This is a genomic window from Pyramidobacter sp. CG50-2 (assembly GCF_003612005.1).
In the GTDB taxonomy this organism is placed as follows: Bacteria; Synergistota; Synergistia; order Synergistales; family Dethiosulfovibrionaceae; genus Pyramidobacter.
In genome coordinates this window covers 1-377 of the sequence record NZ_RAWT01000121.1, presented here as the reverse complement: position 1 = coordinate 377, position 377 = coordinate 1, and the positions used below count along the sequence as shown (strand labels likewise).

General features: G+C 59.2%; 1 protein-coding gene. It reads right to left on the bottom strand.

Annotated elements, in window-relative coordinates; genetic code table 11:
* Positions 1 to 377: hypothetical protein (locus D7D26_RS12430; RefSeq protein ID WP_158606364.1), on the bottom strand; the 377-nt coding region annotated here is incomplete at both ends.

Genomic DNA, 377 nt, shown 5'->3' with positions numbered 1-377 from the left:
ACGCCGCTCTTGCTGATGGTGAGGGTCTTGGTATTGGCGGACGTGCCGTCGCTCACCTTGAACTTGCCTTCGATGTTCGTCACCGGGTTGCTGGTGGTGTTGTTGATCTGGTTGATGACGTCCCCGGTAATGTTCTGCACAAGCTTGGTCTTGTCGATGCCGTAGGTGACTTTCGTCCCGGAGAGACCGATGGTCATCGTGTCGTCGGCCGTCAAGAATTCGACGGTCGGGGCTGTCGCTCCGCCCAGGGCGACGTTCGACGTCGTGCTTCCGGCTTTCAGGTCGAAGCCGCCCTGAAGCTTGGTGATCGACGTGTTGTTGCTGATGTCGATGTTCTGGCCGAGGTTCGGGTCGGCTTTGACGGTGACGACGGGAAC